Consider the following 16757-nt stretch of genomic DNA (forward strand, 5'->3'; position numbering starts at 1 on the left):
GGCTGCGCACAGGGCCCCGCGCCGGGCGGGCGGGGCCCGGTCCGGAAATTCCCGCGTACCGGAAAACCACCCGTATGGCCGATAGCGGTCGCGTCCCCCGAACGGGTCCATGACGATGGGTGCGCTCGGGGTTGTACGTCCGGCCGTCCCTCGGTACGCAGGAGGAATCCCCCATGACCACCGCCAAGGACATCATGCACACCGGCGCCACCTGGATTCCGGCGCACGAGACCCTCGACCGCGCCGCGCAGATGATGCGCGAGCACCACGTCGGCGCACTGCCCATCTCGGCCAGCGGTGAGCAGGACCGGATGATCGGCATCCTCACGGACCGCGACATCGTCGTCGGCTGCGTGGCGGAGGGCCGCGACCCGTCCAAGGTCACCGCGGGCGAACTCGCCCAGGGCACGCCCCGCTGGATCGACGCGGACGCGGACGTGGAGGCGGTGCTGAGGGAGATGCAGAACCACCAGATCCGCCGGCTCCCGGTCGTCGAGAACAAGAAGCTGGTCGGCATGATCAGCGAGGCCGACCTGGCCCGGCACCTGTCCGACGACCAGATCGCCGACTGGGCGGAGAAGGTGTACTCGCGCACCGGGCAGCACTGAATCCGGCACACCGTCCCGCGCACCGGACACCACTGAATCCGGCACACGCCGTCCGGCGCATCGGACCGGAGATTCCCGCGCGCCGCGCACCACCGAATCCGGCGCGGCGTGCCCCGTCTCACGCGGCCCGCCCAGCATCGCGTCAGTCAGACGATTAGAGTGGGCCGCGTGCCTCAACTACGCCTCGCACTGAATCAGATCGACTCGACCGTCGGCGACCTCGCCGGCAACACCGAGGCGATCGTCCACTGGACCCGGCACTCCGCCGAACAGGGCGCCCACTTCGTGGCGTTCCCCGAGATGGTGCTGACCGGCTACCCCGTCGAGGACCTGGCCCTGCGGTCGTCCTTCGTCGAGGCCTCGCGGCAGGCGCTGCGCGCGCTCGCCGCCCGGCTCGACGCGGAGGGCCTCGGGGAGGTTCCCGTCCTCGTCGGCTACCTCGACCGCTCGGAGTTCGCGGCGGAGCGCTACGGCCAGCCCGCCGGTTCGCCGCGCAACGCCGCCGCGGTGCTGCACCGCGGCGGGATCGCGCTGAACTTCGCCAAGCACCATCTGCCGAACTACGGCGTCTTCGACGAGTTCCGGTACTTCGTGCCGGGCGACTCGATGCCCGTGGTGCGGGTGCACGGCATCGATGTGGCGCTCGCGATCTGCGAGGACCTCTGGCAGGACGGCGGCCGCGTGCCGGGCGCGCGCGCCGCCGGGGCCGGGCTGCTGCTGTCGGTCAACGCCTCGCCGTACGAGCGGGACAAGGACGACACCCGGCTCGAACTGGTCCGCAAGCGGGCCCGCGAGGCCGGCTGCACGACCGCCTACCTGGCGATGATCGGCGGCCAGGACGAGCTGGTGTTCGACGGCGACTCGATCGTCGTGGACCGGGAGGGCGAGGTCATCGCGCGCGCCCCGCAGTTCGCCGAGGGCAGCGTGATCCTCGACCTGGAGCTGCCGGCCGCCGCGGCCGAGCCGCCGTCCGGCGTGGTCACGGACGGGCTGCGCATCGACCATGTGGTCCTCTCGGAGGAGCCGCTGCCGCCGTACGAGGCGGAGCTGGCCGGCGGGTACGCGGACCGGCTGGACGACGACGAGGAGCTGTACACGGCCCTCGTGGTGGGCCTGCGGGCCTACGCCGCGAAGAACGGCTTCAACAGCGTGCTCATCGGGCTCTCCGGGGGCATCGACTCGGCGCTGGTCGCCGCGATCGCCTGCGACGCGCTGGGCGCCCCGCAGGTGTACGGGGTGTCGATGCCGTCCAAGTACTCCTCGGACCACTCCAAGGGCGACGCGGCCGAGCTGGCCCGGCGGACCGGGCTCAACTTCCGTACCGTCCCGATCGAGCCGATGTTCGACGCGTACATGGGCTCGCTGGGGCTGACCGGGCTCGCGGAGGAGAACCTCCAGTCGCGGCTGCGCGGCACGATGCTGATGGCGATCTCCAACCAGGAGGGCCAGATCGTGCTGGCTCCGGGCAACAAGTCGGAGCTGGCCGTGGGCTACTCGACGCTGTACGGGGACTCGGTCGGCGCGTACGGGCCGATCAAGGACGTGTACAAGACGTCCGTGTTCCGGCTGGCGAAGTGGCGCAACCGGGCCGCCGAGGAGCGCGGGCAGACGCCGCCGATCCCGGAGGCGTCCATCACCAAGCCGCCGAGCGCCGAGCTGCGGCCGGGCCAGGTGGACACGGACTCGCTGCCGGACTACGACGTGCTCGACCGCATCCTGGAGCTGTACGTGGACCGGGACCAGGGCCTCGAAGCCATCGTCGCGGCCGGGTTCGACCGGGCGCTGGTGGCGAAGACGCTGCGGATGGTGGACGCGGCGGAGTACAAGCGGCGGCAGTACCCGCCGGGGACGAAGATCTCGCCGAAGGGGTTCGGGAAGGACCGGCGGCTGCCGATCACCAACCGCTGGCGCGAGAACGGCTGACGCCGGTACGACGGAGCCGTGGGGCCCGGGGATTCGTCCCTGCGCCCCACGGCTCCGTCGTACCCCGGTCAGAGCCTGACGCGGGCGGCGATCGGGAGGTGGTCGCTGCCGGTGGCCGGGAGGGTCCAGGAGGACATCGGTTCGACGCCCTTGACCAGGATCTGGTCGATCCGGGCCATCGGGAACGAGGCCGGCCAGCTGAACCCGAAGCCGTCGCCCGCCGCGCCCTGGGTGGAACGCATCTGGGCGGTGACCGCGTTGAGCGAGCGGTCGTTCATCGTCCCGTTCAGGTCGCCGAGGAGGGCGACGCGGGACAGCCGCTCGTGCGCGATGGCCTTGCCGAGGGCGTCCGCGCTCTGGTCGCGCTGGTTGGCGGTGAACCCGGCGTGCAGTTTGACCCGTACGGAGGGCAGGTGCGCCACGTACACGGCGAGCGGGCCCTCGGGCGTGGTGACGGTGGTGCGCATGGCGCGGACCCAGCCCATCTTCAGGTCCACCGGGCGGGTGTCGCTGAGCGGGTACTTGCTCCACAGGCCGACCGTGCCCTGCACGGAGTGGTAGCGGAAGCGTCCGGCGAGCGCCTTCTCGTACGCCGCGACCTTGCCGGCGGGCAGTTCCTGGAGGGCGACGACGTCCGCGCCGGAGCCCGCGACCTGGTCGGCGGTGGCGGCGGGGTCCGGGTTGTCGGCGTTGACGTTGTGGGTGGCGACGGTGAGGTCGCCGCCGCTGCCGGACTTGTCGGTGAACAGGCCGCCGAACATGTTGAGCCAGACCACGACCGGCAGCAGCAGCGCCACCAGGGCGGTGCCCGAGCGGCGCACCAGGCCCAGGACCAGCAGCAGCGGAATGAACAGGCCGAACCAGGGCAGGAACGTCTCGGTGAGGCTGCCCAGGTTGCCGATGCGGTTCGGAACCCGCGCGTGGAAGGCCATGACGAGGGTCAGCAGGACGGCCAGGGCCGCCAGGACGATGCCGCGACGCCAGATGCCGGGGTCGCGGGTGAGTCTGTCGCGCAGGTCCCGGAAGCGGGAGCCGGTGGGCCGCGGCCCCAGGCCGTTCCCGGTGTCCGCCCTGTACGCCTGCACCATCGCGCTGTCCTCACTGCCTTGCCGTACACATCGCCGCGCCCCCGACCCTAGGGGATGGGCGACGCCTTTCATGCCGCCCGGTGCGGTGGTTCTGCCACGAGGACGTGGCGGACGGCTCCGGCAGTTCCTGCGGGAAGGTGAATCGCGGGCTCTGTGACGAAACGATCACATACGTCCGGCTCCGGCGCGTCCGCCCGTGTCGTCCGGGGCGGGGCCGGGCCGCCGGGGCGCGAGGCCCTCGACGGCCAGGGCGATGATGCGGTCGGCGAGGTCCTCCGGCAGCGGCGCGTCGGGCCGGTGGATGGTGCGTACGAGCATGGGGCCGAGGAACAGGTCGTCCATCAGTTCCACGTCCGTGTCGTCGCGCAGCTCCCCCGCCTCCACGGCGCGCCGGACGGCGGCGACCATGGCGAGGCGGCGGGGGGCGATGACCGTGCCGTGGTAGGCGTCCCAGAGCTTGGGCAGGCTCTTCATCTGCGCGAACACGTTGTGCAGCAGGGCCGAGGAGCGCTGGGCGAGGCCGCGCCTGCGCATCGATTCCAGCAGGACGCGCAGATCGCGCAGGCCGCCGGTGCCGGAGACCTCCGGTTCCGGCGGCTCGATGGCGCGGAGCACGTCGACGAACAGCTCCTCGCGGCCGGCCCAGCGCCGGTAGATGGTGGCCTTGCCGACCCCGGCGGTGCGGGCGATGCGCTCGATGGAGAGGGCGGCGAGCGGTTCGCCGGCCTCGATCAGCTCGACGACGGCGTCCAGGATGGCCCGCTCGGCGGCGGCACTGCGCGGCCGCCCCCGGCGGGGCTCGTGTTCCTCGCCGGGGCCCCGGCCGCAGTCTCCGCAGCCGGGAGCCCCGCCGGACCGCTCGCCCGACCCGTCCGCCTCGCCGGCAGCCCGTTCCTCCGGTGCCTGAGCCTGCACGTGAACCACCTTTCGCCGCCCCTGATTCTCTCCGACGCGCGAGGGGGTGCCGGTGTCACCGTTCGGCGCCGGCCGGGGCGGGTCGCTCCTCCTCGTGCACGGGCCGCGGTGCGGCCGGTTCGCGGCCCGGCAGCCACAGGGCGACGACCAGCGTGCCGACGAGGGCGACCGCGGCCGAGCCGATGGCGGTGACGTGCATGGCGTTCATGAAGGCGTCGTGCGCGGCGCCGACCAGCGGGGCGCCCTCGGGGCCCAGCTTCCCGGCGACGGCCAGGGTGGCCTCGATGGACTCCCCCGCCGCGTCGCGGGCCGCGGCGGGCAGCGCGCCGAGGTGGTCCTCGATGTCGCCCCGGTAGACGGCGGACAGCACCGAGCCGAGTACGGCGATGCCGAGCGCGCCGCCGACCTGGCGGAAGGTGTTGTTGACGGCCGATCCTGAGCCCGCCTTCTCGCGCGGCAGGGCCTGCATGACGGCCACGGTGACCGGCGGCATGACGTGCGCCATGCCGGTGCCCTGGACGAAGAAGACGACGCACATCAGCCAGACGGGCGTGTCGGCGTCGAACAGTGCGAAGGCGGCCAGGCCGACGGCGACGGCGAACATGCCCGCGGTGCAGACGGCGCGGGCGCCGAAGCGGGCGACGACGATCCTGGCGCGCGGCGCGAAGACCATCTGGGCGATGGCCAGCGGCAGGATCAGCAGCCCGGACTCCAGGGCGCTCCAGCCGCGCACGCTCTGCATGTAGAAGGCGGAGAAGAAGGTGACGCCCATCAGCGCGAAGAAGACCAGCGCGATGGCGGCGACGGCCGCGGAGAAGGCGGGCTTCCGGAAGTACGCGATGTCGATGGCCGGGCTGGCGCTGCGCTTCTCGTGGAGGACGAAGAGCACCAGGACGGCGAGGCCGCCGGCGACCGGCAGCAGGACCGAGGTGTCGGTGAAGTCGGCGAGTTCGCCGCCCCGGATGATGCCGTACACCAGCAGCACCAGGCCGATGATGGAGAGGACCACGCCGAGCGGGTCGAGCCGGCCGGGGCGCGGGTCCTTCGAGTCCGGTACGAGCAGCACCATGGCGACCAGCGCGATGATGACGACGGGCACGTTGACGAGGAAGATCGAACCCCACCAGAAGTGTTCGAGGAGCAGGCCGCCGGTGATGGGACCGATCGCGATGCCGAGGCCGACGCTGCCGGCCCAGATGCCGATGGCCTTGGGCTGCTCGTCGCGTTCGAAGACGTTCATCAGGACGGCCAGCGTGGCCGGCATGACGAAGGCGGCGCCGAAGCCCATCAGGGCGCGCCAGGTGATGAGCTGGCCGGGCGAGTCGGACATGGCGGCGAGCGCGGAGCCGAGGCCGAAGAGGGTGATGCCGAAGAGCAGGACCTTCTTGCGCCCCAGCCGGTCGCCGAGCAGGCCGGCGGTGAACAGGAGGCCGGCGAAGACGAGCGTGTAGGAGTTGATCGCCCACTCCAGCTCGCTCTGGGTGGCGCCGATGCCGGTGGGCGCGGGCGAGGCGATCGTCTTGACGGCGACGTTCAGGATCGAGTTGTCCAGCACCACGATGAGCAGGCTGAACATCAGGACGACGAGAATCGCCCAGCGGCGGCGGTGGACCGCCTCCGGTATCCGGGAGACGGCGGGAGCGCCGGAAGGTGTGGACATGGGGAGCAGCCTAACGGCATTCCGATACGAGACCGTCTCGTATTGTAAATTCTTTACCGAGGTCCGGGAGGTGCGGCCCACTTCCCGCGACCGGCTCCGGGATGCCACCATGGAAGTGATCCGGGGACGCCGTCAGGGCGCCTCGAGATGACGAAGGAGCCACCTGCCATGTCGCTTCCGGCTGCGCAGAATCAGTCCGCATCCCCCGCGAGCACCCCGTCCGACAGCGGAAGGACGCTGTACGGGGGCAAGAGCAACCGCCGGGTCACCGTCCACGACGTCGCCGCAGCCACCGCGCGCGGCGAGAAGTGGCCCATGCTCACCGCCTACGACGCGATGACCGCGTCCGTGTTCGACGAGGCCGGCATCCCGGTCATGCTCGTCGGCGACTCGATGGGCAACTGTCACCTCGGCTACGAGACCACCGTGCCGGTCACCATGGACGAGATGGCCGTGCTGTCCGCCGCCGTCGTCCGGGGCACCAGGCGCGCGCTGATCGTCGCCGACCTGCCCTTCGGGGCGTACCAGGAGGGCCCGGTCCAGGCCCTGCGCAACGCCACCCGGCTGATCAAGGAGTCCGGCGTCGGCGCCGTGAAGCTGGAGGGCGGCGAGCGCAGCCACGAGCAGATCAGGCTGCTGGTCGAGGCCGGCATCCCGGTCATGGCCCACATCGGCCTCACCCCGCAGTCCGTCAACGCGATGGGCTACCGGGTCCAGGGCCGGGGCGAGGAGGCCGCCCAGCAGCTGCTGCGCGACGCCAAGGCCGTACAGGACGCGGGCGCGTTCGCCGTCGTCCTGGAACTCGTACCGGCCGAACTGGCCGCCGAGGTCACCCGCACCCTGCACATCCCCACGGTCGGGATCGGCGCGGGCCCCGACACCGACGCGCAGGTGCTGGTCTACACCGACATGGTCGGGCTGACCGGCGGCAAGGTGCCGCGCTTCACCAAGCAGTACGCGGACCTGCGGCAGATCCTCGGCGACGCCGCGAAGGCGTACGCGGAAGAGGTCGTCGGCGGCGCGTTCCCGGCCCCGGAGCACACCTTCCACTGACCACCACCGGCAACGACGACGGCCCGCCGAATCCCCCATCGGCGGGCCGTCGGCCTTCCTCGGGCGGCTGTCGGCGGGTTGTCGGGCCGCTGTCGGCGGACTGTCGGTGGCGGCTGGTCCACTGGTGGGCATGACGCGAATCGACAAGAACCCCGCAAACGGCGGGAACGCCGTAGAGGTACGGGGACTGGTCAAGCACTACGGCGAGACCAGGGCCCTGGACGGTGTGGACCTGGATGTGCGCGAGGGCACCGTGCTCGGTGTGCTCGGCCCCAACGGCGCCGGCAAGACCACCCTCGTACGCTGCCTCTCCACGCTGATCGTGCCCGACGCCGGGACCGCGGTCGTCGCCGGCTTCGACGTGGTGAAGCAGCCCCGCGCGCTGCGCCGCACCATCGGCCTGACCGGCCAGTACGCCTCGGTGGACGAGAAGCTCTCCGGCTGGGAGAACCTCTACATGATCGGGCGGCTGCTCGACCTCCCCCGCAAGAGGGCGCGGGCGCGGGCCGACGAGCTGCTGGAGCGGTTCTCGCTCACGGACGCGGCGAAGAAGGCCGCGATGGAGTACTCCGGCGGTATGCGCCGCCGGCTCGACCTGGCCGCCTCCATGATCGGCAACCCGGCCGTCCTCTACCTGGACGAGCCGACGACGGGGCTCGACCCGCGCACCCGCAACGAGGTCTGGGACGAGGTGCAGCGCATGGTCGCGGAGGGGGCGACCGTGCTCCTCACCACCCAGTACATGGAAGAGGCCGAGCAGCTGGCCAACGAGCTGACCGTCATCGACAAGGGCCGCATCATCGCCAGCGGCGGTGTCGACGAGCTGAAGGCCAAGGTCGGCGGCCGCACCCTGCAGATCCGCCCCTCGGACCCGGCCGAGCTGGCCCCGATGGCGCAGGCGCTGCGCGAGACCGGCCTCGACGGGGTGGCGGGCGCGCAGGCCGTCCCGGACGAGGGACTGCTCTACGTACCGATCCTCAGCGACGAACAGCTGACCGCCGTCATCGGGCTGCTCGGCGCCCGCGGCTTCTCGCTGGCCCATGTCGCCACCGCGCTGCCCAGCCTGGACGAGGTGTTCCTCGCCATCACCGGCGACAAGGCCACCGTCACCGACACGACTCCCGAGGAGGTCGCGGCATGAGCACGACGACCCTGACACCCGCTCCCGCCGGCACGTCCGCCCGCCCGCCTGCCGCCCGGCCGCACGACGAGGGCTCGATCGGACTGCGGAACAACCTGCGCCACATCGGGGCGCTGGTGCGGCGCAATCTGCTCCAGATCAAGAGAGATCCGGAGTCGATGTTCGACGCGCTGCTGATGCCCGTCATCTTCGTGCTGCTGTTCGTGTACGTCTTCGGCGGCTCGGTCGGCGGCAGCATGGGCGGCGGCCGGCAGGAGTACCTGAACTACCTGATCCCCGGCCTGATGGCGATGATGGGCATGAACATCGCCATGGCCGTCGGCAGCGGTGTCAACGACGACTTCCGCAAGGGGGTCATGGACCGCTTCCGCACCATGCCCATCGCCCGCTCCTCGGTGCTCATCGCCAAGATCGTGGTCGAGCTGGGCCGGATGATGGTAGCCACGCTGATCCTGCTCGGCATGGGCTTCGCGCTCGGCATGGAGCTGCACGGCTCCGTGCTGGGCCTGATCGGGGCGATCGGCCTCGCGGCCGCGTTCGGCGCCGCGATCATGTGGATCTTCATCCTGCTCGGGCTGGCGATGAAGACGCCCCAGGCGGTTCAGGGCATGGGGATGCTGGTCATGATGCCGCTGCAGTTCGGGTCCTCGATCTTCGCCCCGCCCGCGACGATGCCGGGCTGGCTCCAGTCGTTCACGGACTACAACCCGCTGTCGAACCTGGCCGACGCGGCGCGCGGCCTGATGATGGGCACCCCGCTCGGCGACTCGGTCTGGCTGACGCTCGGCTGGGCCGTGGTCATCACGGCGGTCATGGCGCCGCTCGCGGTCTCCAGGTTCCGCAAGAAGTCCTGAGCAGCGGGTTCGAGTCCCGTCACGCGTCGACGAGGGCGGCCGCCTCCTCCACGGAGAGGCGGGCGCCCTCGGCGTACGCGGCCTCGAAGGCGGCGTCCCCCAGCCGGCCGCGCACCAGCGCCTCGGCACGGGCGAAGTTCTCGCGCTCCATCGCGTTCAGGAAGTGGCCCCGCGGCAGGTTCTCCCGGCCGGCGCCCAGCAGCCGCGCCGCGGTACGGGAGCGCTCGTCGCCGCCGAGCCCGCCCAGCGCCCAGGCGAGGATCACCAGATTGATCACCGCCATCTGCGGCGCCACCATCTGCGTCAGCGGCTCCCGCAGCCCGCGCAGCGCCCGCCTGGCGCGGTCCAGCGCGCGGGCGTACTCGCCGTCCTGGTTGTCCAGCCAGGCCAGGCCGCCCAGGACGAACCCCTCGAAGACCGCCATCGTCTGGGAGCCGAACTCGTCGAGGAGCAGGCCGAACTGCTCGCGCGCTTCGGCGGTCCGCCCCTCCCGGCCCAGCCACATCGCCAGGAACAGCCGGGCCGCCGGCCGCGCCTCGTGCCCCGTCCGGCGCTCGTCGCCCAGCACCTCGCGCATCATCGCCTCGCCCTCCGCGCCCCGGCCCAGCTCGGTGAGCACGGAGGCGTAGCGGATGCGCAGCACGGACACCTGGGCCAGGGCGCCCAGCTTCTCCGCCGAGCCGATCGCGGCCTGGTAGTCGGTGGCGGCCCGCGCGTAGTCGCCCTGCTTCTCGTTGGCCTCGCCGCGCGAGGAGAGCGCCTCGGCCATGCCCCAGTCGTCGCCCAGCCGGTGGAAGATCGCCAGGCTCTCGTCGGCGTCCTTATGGGCCTCGCCCGCCCAGTCGGGGCGGTTGGCCAGCACATTGGCCCGCATCTGGAGGGCGGCGGCCAGCTCCCACTCGTAGCCGTACGCGCGGGCGCCGCGCACGGTCTCGTCCAGCAGATGGCGCAGGTCGGCGACGCCGCCCGTGAGCATCACGGCGTAGAACCAGAGCGAGGCCGGGCTGCGGCAGGTCTGCGGCTGGCCGGCCCGGTAGGTGGCGACGATCGCCCGCAGCCGCTCCATGCTGGCCTCGTTCGTCCACTGGTCCATGGCGTGGTCCATGTTGACCAGCTGGACCAGCGTCACCTGGCGCCGCGCCTCCTCCAGCAGCTCCTGCCGCATGGGCGGGGGCGCGTCGGTGCAGCGCTCGTGGATGGACGGGGCGGGCCGTACGGGCGGCGCGAACGGGTCGGGGCCGAGGGCGGCGGTCGCGTCGGCCCAGTGCAGGGCGTCGGCGCGCAGGTTGCGGATCTGCCAGTACCAGGAGAGCGACAACACCATGCACAGCGCCTCCTGCTCGTCGCGGGCGGCGACGGCGTGGCGCAGGGCGGTGCGCAGGTTCTCGTACTCGCGCTGGAGCAGCGTCACGGCGGCGAGCTGGCCGGAGCCGCGCAGCAGCGGGTCGGTCGTACGGGCCAGCTCGCGGAAGAACACGAGGTGCCGGCGCTCCACCGCGTCCCGCTCCCCCGACTCCGCCAGCCGCTCCGCCGCGTACTCGCCGACGGTCTCCAGGAGCCGGTAGCGCATCTGGCCGTCGTCCACCGGGGCGGCCACGACCAGTGACTTGTCGACCAGGGAGCCCAGCAGGCGGGCGACGTCGCCGGACCGGCCCGCGGTGTCCGCGCAGACGGCCTCGGCGGCCTCCAGGGTGCAGCCGCCGGCGAAGACGGACAGCCGGCGCAGGATGACGCGTTCGTCGTCGTCGAGGAGCTCCCAGGACCAGTCGACCACCGCGCGCAGGGTCTGCTGGCGGGGCAGCACGGTCCGGCTGCCGCTGGTGAGCAGGCGGAAGCGGTCGTCGAGCCGGTCCGCGATCTGCTGCGGGGTGAGCATCCGCAGCCGGGCGGCGGCGAGTTCGATGGCGAGCGGCAGGCCGTCCAGGCGGCGGCAGATCTCGGCGGCGGCCGCCGCCGTCGCCGCGTCCTGGTCCACCCGGAAGCCGGGCCGGGCGGCGGCGCCGCGCTCGGCGAGCAGCCGCAGGGCGGTCGGGTCCGGCAGCGGATCGACCGGCCGCAGGTTCTCGCCCGGCACGCCGAGGGGTTCCCGGCTGGTCGCGAGGACGGTGAGCCGGGGGCAGCGGGCCAGCAGATGGTCGGCGAGGGCGGCGGCGGCCTCGATGACGTGCTCGCAGTTGTCGAGGAGGAGCAGCATGCGGCGGTGCGCGCAGTACTCGGTGAGCCGGGCCAGGGACTCGCCGGCGGCGCGCTCCTCGCCGGCGGCCCGTTCGGCCGCCCGGAGCTCCCCGGCCCCCGCCCCGCTCAGCACCGTCTCGCGTGCGCCCAGCGCGGCGAGCACCGCCTCCGGTACGGCCTCCGGGTCGTCCACCGGGGCCAGTTCGGCGAGCCAGACGCCGTCCGGCCAGGTGCCGGGGTCGATGGTGTCCGCGACCTCCTGGGAGAGCCGGGTCTTGCCGGCTCCGCCGGGTCCGAGGAGGGTGACGAGCCGGGCGCGGGAGAGGTCGCCGCGCAGCTCCGCCATCTCCCGTTCCCGGCCGACGAAGCTGGTGAGCCGGGCGCGGAGGTTGCCCAGCGGCGCGGGGGCGGCGGGCGGGGCGGGCGGGGCGGGCGGGGCCGCCGGGGCGGGGCTCGCGGGCCGCTGCCGCAGCAGTTCGGCGTACAGGGTGGTCAGCTCGGTGCCCGGATCGGTGCCGAGGCGGTCGGCGATCAGGGTGCGCACCTCGTCGTAGGCGGCCAGGGCCTGGGCGGTGCGTCCGGCGTCGCGCAGGGCGCGCAGGCGCAGCGCCTGGAGGGGTTCGTCGAGGGGGTGTTCGTCGCAGAGGGCGGCCAGTTCCGGCAGCGCCTCGGTGGCCCGGCCGAGGCGGAGGGCGGCGGTGAGCCGGTCCCGGCGGGCGTCGAGCCGGCGGGCCGTCCAGCGGGTGGCGGCGGCGTGCCGGTCGGGGAGGTCGGTGAGGGCGGGGCCCCGCCAGAGGGCGAGCGCCTCGTCCAGGAGGGCCGTGGCGCGGGCCGGATCGCCGTCGGCGAGCGCCCGTGCGCCGTCGCCGGCGAGCCGGTCGAAGCGGAACAGGTCGACGTCCTCGGGCCGGGCGGCCAGCCGGTAGCCGCTCTCCGCCGATGCGACGGCCTCGTGCCCGACGGCCCGGCGCAGCCGCCCCACCAGGGCCTGGAGCGCGCCGGCCGCGTCGGCGGGCGGTTCGCCGTCCCACACCTCGTCCACGAGGACGGCGACCGGGACCGTGCGGCCCGGCCGCAGCGCGAGCACGGTCAGCAGGGCGCGCAGCCGCGCACCGCCGACGGGGAGGGTCGTGCCGTCGTCGCCGAGTGCCTGGGTGGTGCCGAGGATGCCGTAACGCACCCGCCCATTCTCCGTGACCCGCCCCGCGGTCCGCACAGCCGCCCCGCCCCGTGTCCCCGCCCCGCTCGTCATACCCCCACCCTTTCCGCAACCCGGTCCGGCGGGCGAGGGGTTTTCGGCGTGTCGGCGGGGCGGTCAGGCCGGTGCGTCCGTTTCCGGCCGCGGCCCGACCGCGTATCCGGGGACGGACGGCCAGCGGACGGTGAGCACCACGGACTCCTCCTCGGCAACCCAGGAGTGGTCGACGCCAGCACCCCACACCACGTAGTCGCCCTGCTCCGCCAGAAGCACACTGCGGCCCGGCAGCTCCACCCGGAACCGCCCGCTGATCAGGACGAGCAGCGCGGTCCGGTCCTCGCCCCGCACCCACCGTGCCCGCTCTTCGCCGGGTGGGTGGACGCCCCACTTGATCTCGACGTCCTCGCTGTGCCGGGGGTCGCCCGCGGCCTTGAAGTGTCCGAGGATCCAGCCCCGGTCGAGCGCGGCATCCTTGCCGGCTTTGCCCACATATACGCTGTCGTTCATGTGGGGCGACGCTAGCAGCGCACATCCATGGGCGGCCCCTCCAGGCGGGCGGCTCGCGTCGGTCCCGTTCGACACAGTGGATACGGCCGATGGCCGTGAAGCCCCTGCGTTCGTACCAGTGGCGGGGCCGGTCCGCCGCGTCGGCGGTCGGGAACCGCATGCCGCAGCCCACCCCGCCGCGAGGTGCAGGGCGGTGGCCGGCACCGTGTCCGGGCGCGGGCGCCGAGGAAGCGAACCTCGTCGTCGTACACGGCGAACCCTCCCGAAGGTCTACGACCCGCCTGGCCCGGCGGCGCTCGCAGGCCGCCAGGAAGGAGTGGGTCAACCGCGGTTTCCGGGCTCGCATTACGCGACGCGTGGGCAGCGCGGGCCGCGACCGGCTCCGACATTACGGTGCGGCGGACGGCGACACGCCCCCGGCGCGGGGGGGCGGGGTCACTCCCCGTCCGCCCCCTGCTGCCGTGCGTCGGCGATCGTCTGCGCCGCCGCCACGATCGCCGCCCGGGTGCGCCCCATCGCGCCGGCGTCGTCGCCCATGATCATGCGGGTGACCTGCGGCACGGCGAGCGGCCAGCCGACGAGCCCGGTGAAGACCAGGAGGAGGGCCTGCGGGCCGAGCGGACCGGCCGTCCCCGCGTCACCGATCCCCCCGATGGCCCCGGCCTTCTCCTGGTAGTGCGCCGTACGGGACTCCTCGTCGGGCACCTCCGCCGTGGAGAACTCCAGCGCCTCCCAGAGCAGCAGTCTCAGCACGGCCGGGTGCTCCTGGTGGTAGGCGAAGAGCCGCTCGATGTAGGCCGCCACGCCGTCGCTCCCGGAGGGCGGCGCCACGGCTTCGGCGAGCTCCTCCAGCACCCGGCCGAGCACGAGCGCGAAGAGCTTCTCCTTGTCGCCGAAGTAGAGGTAGATGGCCTGCTTGTTGGCCTGCGCCGCCTTGGCGATCCGGTCCACGCGGGCGCCGGCGATGCCGTACTGGGCGAACTCCTCCAGAGCGGCTTGATAGATGCGGTTCTTCGTCTGTTCCGACCGTGCGGCCACGTCGCAGACCCCTCTTCTCTCGGTTCGGCAGTCAACTAAACCAACCAGTTGATTTAAACCAACTGGTTGGTGTACCTATAGAGCGTAGCCAACAGCACGGCAGCCCGGAGTCCAGGGGGAAGAGGCACCATGCGTATGAGTCGGCTCGGAGACGCGGGGCCGTTACTCCTGTGTGTCGGGCTCGGGACACGACGCAGGTTCGCCCTGTCGCCCCAGCGGGAACACCGCGCCTGTATACGGGCGGGCCCGAAGAGGTGCTCCCCCGGTCCCCCGGCGGAAACCCGCAGCGCGCATTCGTCGCCACCAGGATCTGGGCACACGACAGCGCGGGCGGACGAAGCCGGTTCGACCGCCGGCTGCACCGCGGCGGAGTCGGGATCGGTGCACCGGTCATGCGGCCCTTCGCCGAGGGCGAGTTGCCGCCCCGTGCCGCCGTCGGCGCCCTCTACGGCCATCCTCCGGCGCACCCGTAGGCCGGGACCCGGCCCCGCCGGGCGCCCCGCCCGCCCTTTCTCCCTTCGTACGTCGACCCCAGGGACCTCCCCATGTCGGAATCGGACACGCTCCCCACCTCGGCCCAACCGGGCGCCGGCCCCGCCTCTCCTCCGGGCACGGCACGCCCGCTCCTCTTCCTCGCCATGGCCGTGTGCTCCGCGGCCACGGTCGCCAACGTCTACCTGGCCCAGCCGCTGCTCGCGCTGTTCGCCGACGACCTCGGCGTCTCCTCGTCCGCGGCCGGGACCGTCGTCACCTGCGCCCAGCTCGGCTACGCGGCCGGCATCCTCTTCCTCGTACCGCTCGGCGACATCCGCAGGCGGCGCCCGCTGCTCACCACCATGCTGGTCTGCACCGTCCTGGCGCTCCTGGCCGCCGCCGCCGCACCCGGACTCTCCGTCCTGGCCGCCTCCGCCGCGCTCGTCGGCGGGGCCACCGTGATCCCCCAGGTGCTGGTGCCGCTCGCCTCGGAACTCGCCCCGCCGCAGCGCCGCGCCTCCATCGTGGCGAACGTCCAGATCGGCCTCATGACCGGCATCGTCGGCTCCCGGGTGATCGGCGGCCTGGTGGGTGAGGCGCTGAGCTGGCGCGCCATGTACCTGCTCGCCGCCGTGCTGACCGCCCTGACGGGCGCGGTGACCGTCGCCCTGCTGCCGCGCGAAGGGGCCCGCAAGGCCCTCCCGTACCGGCAACTGCTCGGCTCACTGCCGCGCCTGCTCCGCCAGGAACCCGTACTGCGCCACTCCTGCCTCATGCACAGCGCCCTGTTCGGCGCCTACACCGCGACCTGGACGACGCTGGTATTCGCCCTCGCCGACGAGCCCTACGGATACAGCAGCGCGACCGCCGGACTCTTCGGGCTGCTCGGGCTCGCGGGAGCGTTCGCCGCGCCCTGGGCCGGCCGCTTCATCGACCGGCGGGCAGCGGCTCCGATCATCACCGTCGCCCTGGTGCTCATGGTGGTCTCCGCGGGTGCCTACTGGTTCGGCGGCAGCCTGATCGCCTTCATGATCCTGGCCGTGATGCTGGCCAACGTGGCCGTGCAGTGGAGCCAGATCGCCAACCAGGCCCGCATCTTCTCCTACCTGCCCGAGGCGCGCAGCCGCGCCAACACCGTCTACATGGTCGCCGCCTTCCTCAGCGGCGCCGTCGCGGCCGCCCTCGGCAGCGTCTGCTACGGCGCGTTCGGCTGGGGCGGCGCCTGCGCCCTGCAAGCCGCCCTCGCCGCCGCAGGACTGCTCGTCGTACCGGCCATGCGCCGCCACGACACCCACCGGGCCCCCGCGGCCTGATCCCGGCGCCGACGCGTCGCTCGTCCGTACACGTCCGTCCGTACACGTCCGTCCGTCCATGACACGAAAGAGAGAATCCTCATGACCGCTCCCGCCATGCCCAAGGCCGTCCTCCAGTTCTTCGACGCCTCGCAGAAGGGCGATGTCGACGCCTGGGCCGACGCGTTCGCGGAGTCCGGCATCTTCCACGACCCGGTCGGCACCGAGCCGATCAAGGGCCGCGAGGCCATCCGCGCCTTCATCGCCTCCGTCGTCCCCAACTTCGACCCGTTCCTCGGCCTGACCCCGGTCGAGGCCCACACGGTCGGCTCCTCGGTGGCCGTCTCCTGGCACGGCTCGGCCGTCTCCAAGGACGGCAAGCCGGTCAACTGGTCGGGCATCAACGTCTACGAGCTCGGTGAGGACGGCCTGATCCACGAGGCGAAGGCGTACTTCAACCACGCGATCTTCCAGGCCCAGCTCTCCTGAGCCTGGAACGCGGTGGGCGGAGCACATCCCCCGTCTCCGCCCACCGCACCCCCTCCGCCGTACCGGCCCGGCCTCCCCGCGCTTCCACGGCCCCGCGACAGTCATGCCGCCCTGCTGGACCGGCATGGCTGTCGCCCCCGTCGGAGGCACGATTCGGGGCGTGGTGACACCCGTCCGGAAGGTACGGCCGAAGACGCTGAACAGAGGTCCGGTCGCCGGAACGCCGTGGTTCCCCGTCCACCCGTGCGAAACCGGCCACCGAGGAGGCCCCCCGCCCCGCCGACGCAGGCTGCTTTTCGCGCGTCGGCCACGCCCTCCACCGCTCCATCCCAAAGCGGCGGG

General features: G+C 72.8%; 13 protein-coding genes. 7 read left to right on the forward strand and 6 right to left on the reverse strand.

Annotated features, from left to right (window positions below):
* Window positions 1–173: 173 nt before the first annotated feature.
* Both OG710_RS07020 and OG710_RS07025 read left to right on the forward strand, forming a co-directional pair.
* Complete coding sequence (locus tag OG710_RS07020) at window positions 174–608, forward strand: CBS domain-containing protein (protein WP_330238546.1); 435 nt, start codon at window positions 174–176, stop codon at window positions 606–608.
* A 168-nt stretch (window positions 609–776) separates the two neighbouring features.
* The gene (locus OG710_RS07025; protein ID WP_330238547.1) at window positions 777–2531 is read left to right on the forward strand and encodes an NAD+ synthase; all 1755 of its coding nucleotides are present in this window, start codon (window positions 777–779) and stop codon (window positions 2529–2531) included.
* A 68-nt stretch (window positions 2532–2599) separates the two neighbouring features.
* On the opposite strand, the gene OG710_RS07030 is transcribed toward OG710_RS07025, so the two are convergent.
* The 3 genes from OG710_RS07030 to OG710_RS07040 all read right to left on the reverse strand — a co-directional run bounded on the left by OG710_RS07030 (window position 2600) and on the right by OG710_RS07040 (window position 6194).
* A complete protein-coding gene (locus OG710_RS07030) occupies window positions 2600–3619 on the reverse strand; it encodes an endonuclease/exonuclease/phosphatase family protein (protein WP_330238548.1) in 1020 nt (339 codons plus the stop codon).
* A gap of 165 nt (window positions 3620–3784) precedes the next feature.
* Window positions 3785–4534 (reverse strand): TetR/AcrR family transcriptional regulator, encoded by a 750-nt coding sequence (locus OG710_RS07035; protein WP_330238549.1) that lies wholly within the window; start codon window positions 4532–4534, stop codon window positions 3785–3787.
* A gap of 55 nt (window positions 4535–4589) precedes the next feature.
* Complete coding sequence (locus OG710_RS07040) at window positions 4590–6194, reverse strand: MFS transporter (RefSeq protein WP_111332285.1); 1605 nt, start codon at window positions 6192–6194, stop codon at window positions 4590–4592.
* A gap of 168 nt (window positions 6195–6362) precedes the next feature.
* Between OG710_RS07040 and panB the strand changes: the two genes are divergently transcribed.
* From panB to OG710_RS07055, 3 genes are all read left to right on the forward strand, one after another.
* Entirely contained in the window at window positions 6363–7247 is an 885-nt protein-coding gene (gene panB, locus OG710_RS07045) for a 3-methyl-2-oxobutanoate hydroxymethyltransferase (protein ID WP_330238550.1), read from the forward strand.
* A 130-nt stretch (window positions 7248–7377) separates the two neighbouring features.
* Window positions 7378–8388 (forward strand): ATP-binding cassette domain-containing protein, encoded by a 1011-nt coding sequence (locus OG710_RS07050; RefSeq protein ID WP_330238551.1) that lies wholly within the window; start codon window positions 7378–7380, stop codon window positions 8386–8388.
* The gene (locus tag OG710_RS07055) at window positions 8385–9242 is read left to right on the forward strand and encodes an ABC transporter permease (RefSeq protein WP_330238552.1); all 858 of its coding nucleotides are present in this window, start codon (window positions 8385–8387) and stop codon (window positions 9240–9242) included. Before OG710_RS07050 ends, OG710_RS07055 begins: the two co-directional genes overlap by 4 nt.
* 19 nt (window positions 9243–9261) lie before the next feature.
* Here OG710_RS07055 and OG710_RS07060 read toward each other — a convergent pair whose 3' ends face one another.
* The 3 genes from OG710_RS07060 to OG710_RS07070 all read right to left on the reverse strand — a co-directional run bounded on the left by OG710_RS07060 (window position 9262) and on the right by OG710_RS07070 (window position 14160).
* Window positions 9262–12597, reverse strand: coding sequence for a BTAD domain-containing putative transcriptional regulator (locus OG710_RS07060; RefSeq protein WP_330238553.1), 3336 nt, complete (start codon window positions 12595–12597; stop codon window positions 9262–9264).
* 135 nt (window positions 12598–12732) lie between these two features.
* Window positions 12733–13122, reverse strand: a complete 390-nt coding sequence (locus OG710_RS07065) for a signal peptidase I (RefSeq protein WP_330238554.1) — start codon at window positions 13120–13122, stop codon at window positions 12733–12735.
* 435 nt (window positions 13123–13557) lie between these two features.
* Window positions 13558–14160, reverse strand: a complete 603-nt coding sequence (locus tag OG710_RS07070; protein ID WP_111332275.1) for a TetR/AcrR family transcriptional regulator — start codon at window positions 14158–14160, stop codon at window positions 13558–13560.
* A gap of 545 nt (window positions 14161–14705) precedes the next feature.
* Here OG710_RS07070 and OG710_RS07075 point away from each other — a divergent pair.
* Together OG710_RS07075 and OG710_RS07080 are read left to right on the forward strand one after the other, a co-directional pair.
* Window positions 14706–15947 carry an MFS transporter gene (locus tag OG710_RS07075; RefSeq protein WP_330238555.1) on the forward strand — a complete coding sequence of 414 codons (1242 nt, stop codon included), beginning with the start codon at window positions 14706–14708 and terminating at the stop codon, window positions 15945–15947.
* An 81-nt stretch (window positions 15948–16028) separates the two neighbouring features.
* The gene (locus OG710_RS07080; RefSeq protein ID WP_111332269.1) at window positions 16029–16415 is read left to right on the forward strand and encodes a nuclear transport factor 2 family protein; all 387 of its coding nucleotides are present in this window, start codon (window positions 16029–16031) and stop codon (window positions 16413–16415) included.
* The last annotated feature ends 342 nt before the right edge of the window (window positions 16416–16757 follow it).

Origin of the sequence: Streptomyces sp. NBC_00525 (assembly GCF_036346595.1) — a bacterium.
Taxonomy (GTDB): Bacteria; Actinomycetota; Actinomycetes; order Streptomycetales; family Streptomycetaceae; genus Streptomyces.